Source organism: Nitriliruptor sp. (genome assembly GCF_040882075.1).
Classification (GTDB): domain Bacteria; phylum Actinomycetota; class Nitriliruptoria; order Nitriliruptorales; family Nitriliruptoraceae; genus Nitriliruptor.
The window spans coordinates 1-3,743 of the sequence record NZ_JBBEBZ010000104.1 but is presented as its reverse complement, the minus strand read 5'-3'; the positions used below and the strand labels follow the sequence as shown (position 1 = coordinate 3,743).

The following is a 3,743-nucleotide window of genomic DNA, read 5'->3' as shown; positions in this document are numbered from 1 at the left end:
CGCCCGCCTGGATCGCGGAGTAGATCTGGTGGGTCTTGCCCTCGCGGATGAGGTTGCGGATGCCGGACGTCGCGATCATGACCTCACACGCCACGGTGCGGCCCTTGCCGTCCGCGGTCTTGAGCAGCGTCTGACACACCACCCCGCGCAGGGCACCGGCCAGCATGACGCGGATCTGTTCCTGCTGGTGCGGCGGGAAGACGTCGACCACGCGGTCGATCGTCTGCGGCGCGTCCTGGGTGTGGAGGGTCGCGAAGACGAGGTGGCCGGTCTCGGCCGCGGTCAGCGCGATCTGGATGGTCTCGAGGTCGCGGAGCTCGCCGACCAGGATGACGTCCGGGTCCTGGCGGAGGACGTGCTTGAGCGCCTCGTTGAACCCGTGGGTGTCGGTACCGACCTCGCGCTGGTTGACCACCGACCGCTTGTGCTTGTGGAGGAACTCGATCGGGTCCTCGACCGTCATGATGTGCGACGGCCGGTTGCGGTTGACGAGGTCGACCAGCGACGCCAACGTCGTCGACTTGCCGGACCCCGTCGGGCCGGTGACCAGGACGAACCCGCGGGGTAGGTAGGCGAAGTTCGCGACCTGCTCGGGCACGCCGAGGTCCTCGAGCGGCAGGATGTCGAACGGGATGACACGCATCACCGAACCCATCGAGTCCCGCTGCTGGAACACGTTGACGCGGAAGCGGGCGAGGTTCGGCACGGCGTACGAGAGGTCGAGCTCGAGCTCGTTCTCGAAGGCTTCACGCTGCTTCTGGGTCATGATCGCGTAGAGCATCTTCTGGAGCTCGTCCGGCATCATGACGGGCTGGTCGTCCATCGGCATCAGGTCGCCGTCGACACGGATCGTCGGTGGGATACCCGCGGTCAGGTGCAGGTCGGACCCGCCACGCTCGACGAGCTCCTTCAGCAGCGCATCGAGGTCGACCTCGGACTCCTCCTCGGAGCGCAGCCGCTGGCCGCCACCGCCGCCGAGATCGTCGTTCGCGCGCACGTTCGCCGACGGCCGCGGAGGCAGGGACGACGAGTCCGGCGACGGCGGGTCGGTGGTCGCTGCCGTCGGGGACGGGCCGGTGCGGTCGTCGGGTGCCGGCGGCGCCGGGGCCTCAGCCGACGGCCCCCTGCTGGGCGGTGGGGGCAGCTGGGTCACGGGGGGCGGCGGCACGGTGGCCGCCGTGCCCGCGCCGACCCCGGTGGGGACCTGGTTGGCCGCGTGCTGCTCGATGGCTTCGATCAGGGCGCGACGGGGGCTGAGCGCGAGCTCGACGCGCAGCCCGATCTCCTCCTGGAGCTGCTCGACGAGCCCCGGGGAGTTCGGGTCGGCGACCGCCACCCGGACGCGATCGCCATCACCGAACGCGACGGGCAGGGCGACCAGGGACCGCGCGACGTCGGCCGGGAGGAGCGACGCAGCGTGCGGGTCGACGCTACCGGCGTCCACCTCGGCGAACGGCATGCCGAGGCTGCCCGCGAAGGCACGCACCAGGTCCCGCTCCTCCGCGTAGCCGAGCTCGACGAGCGCCCGCGCGAGGCTGCCGCCCTCGCCCGCGTGCTCGGTGGCGTGCTGCAGCTGTTCGGGCTGCAGCACCCCCTGCTCGACCAGGGTCTCCCCGAGTCCTGCCACGTCGGTTCCTGTCGTGTCTGTCGTTCCTCCGGCGCGGTGGCCGGTGGTGCCCTGCGCGGTCAGGTGACCACGCGGCCTACCTCTTCGATGGTCGTGCGCCCGAGCAGCACCTTGGCGAGCCCGTCCTCACGCAGCGGCCGCATGCCCTGCTCGACCGCGACCCGCCCGATGTCCTCGGACGAGGCGCGGCTGACGGCCATGCGTTCGATCTCCTCGCTGACCAGCATCACCTCGTGGATCGCGAGCCGGCCGCGGTAGCCGGTGCCGCTGCACGAGGTGCAACCGACCGCGCGCGGGACCTCCGGCCTCGCCTCCACGGTCTCGTCGTCGAAGCCCGCCGCCTTGAGGATCTCGGCCTCGGGCGAGTACATCTCGACGCACTTGTTGCACACCCGGCGGGCCAGCCGTTGGGCCAGGACGCAGTCGACGGCGGAACCGACCAGGAACGGCTCGATCCCCATCTCGGTGAGGCGGACCACGGCCGACGGGGCGTCGTTGGTGTGCAGCGTGCTGAGCACGAGGTGACCGGTGAGGGCCGCCTCGACACCGATCTGCGCGGTCTCGCGGTCACGCATCTCACCGACGAGGATGATGTCGGGGTCCTGACGCAGGATCGAGCGCAACGCCCGCGCGAACGACAGCCCGACCTTGTTGTTGACCTGCACCTGGTTGATGCCCGGCAGCTGGTACTCGACCGGATCTTCGGTGGTGATCAGGTTCACGCCCGGCTGGTTCAGCACGTTCAACGTGGCGTACAGCGACGTCGTGTTGGAGGTGGGCACGAACCCCTCGCCGCACAGGTAGGTGCGGTCGCACGAGTCGACGGTGATGCACCGTGCTGGTCCGTAGGCAGGGTCATCTGTAGCGACGACCTCGATGTCGGTGACGTGCCGCCATCGGCTGATCTCTGACGGCCCTCGCGCGACGCGATCGGTCTGCCGGTCGCGCTTCCGTGGTAGCTGGAAGACCTCGATGTGGGGGGTGAAGTGGATGCGGTGTCGTCGGCCCGCTTCGACCTTCCCACCGTCGTCGTTGCGGTAGGACGCCGGGGCGTCGGCGACCATACTGGCTGCGATCCCGAGGGACCGGATGAGCGCCAACGCGTCGTCCGCGAGCCGCCGATCCGACAACGTCAGCTCGCACGATCCTCCGTCGCCGTCATCGACGGTCCCATCGGAGTCCATCAGCCCTTGCAGCAGCGCCAGCCGCTGCTCGTACGAGCCGCGCGAGTAGGCGAGCGGGATGTGTTTGACACCGATGACGCCGATGTCGCGAAGATCCGATGCCAGGTCACGGTTCACGTACGGGTCACCGACCGTGATCCTGCCTCCACCGGTGGAGCCATCACCGAGCCAGTAGCCGATCAGGTACGGGTCAACGAGCAGATCAGCGGGGGGGAGCTGCAACGCTGCTGGTGCCGGCACTGCGAACTGCGCCTGCCCAGCACGGGTCCGGAACCCGGCGGCGACCATCTCGGAAGTCGTCATCCGGTACAACGGCGTCTGGTCCACCGGCTGGGTGCTGTACCGCTGCCGGAGCCGCAACGCGAGCGACTTGAGCGCCACAGCGGTCGGGAACTGTTGCGGCACCGGCCCGTTCCCGCCGGTGAACGGGCAGTCGACCGCTTTCAGCGCTTGCCGAACCGCGTACGCCGATGGGAAGTGGTCACCGACCACGTTCGTGTCAACGAGCGCTGTGAGAGCTGCGAGCCGCAGAGAACCGGCACCATCCCACGTGTCAGCCAGCTCTTCCAGCCGGTCCGCGTCTGCGTGCGCCTGTTCGTAGGCGGCGACCGCAGCCCGCCGCTTCGGGGTCCGTGGGGCGTTGCGGCCCCAGTGGTCAGCCACCAGCCACTGGTGGTCCCGGTCAGCGACGACCTGCTGCCCGTCCGAGAAGTGGACGCGGTAAAGCTCGGGGTGGTCGTTGACCGGCCAGACCCGCACGACCCGACAGGGGCGTCCGTCCCGTCCGAACACCTCGTCGCCCTCGTTCAGGGCGCCCATCGTGGACATCCCCGCCGGGGTCGGCACCGGTGTGTCGAGCGTCAGAGCTTTCCCGGAGCCGGTCGGGCCGGTCACCAGGATCATCCCGTACGGCTTGCGGTAAGCGCTCTCGT

Annotated in this window: 2 protein-coding genes; both read right to left on the bottom strand. The window is 69.7% G+C overall.

Translation table 11 applies throughout. From position 1 onward, the window contains the following. The coding region (locus WEB03_RS06085) for a PilT/PilU family type 4a pilus ATPase (protein ID WP_368070061.1) at positions 1 to 1,627 on the bottom strand (1,627 nt) is incomplete at its 3' end. A gap of 59 nt (positions 1,628 to 1,686) precedes the next feature. After that, positions 1,687 to 3,743 (bottom strand): ATPase, T2SS/T4P/T4SS family (locus WEB03_RS06080; RefSeq protein ID WP_368070060.1); only part of this gene is annotated, 2,057 nt, incomplete at its 5' end.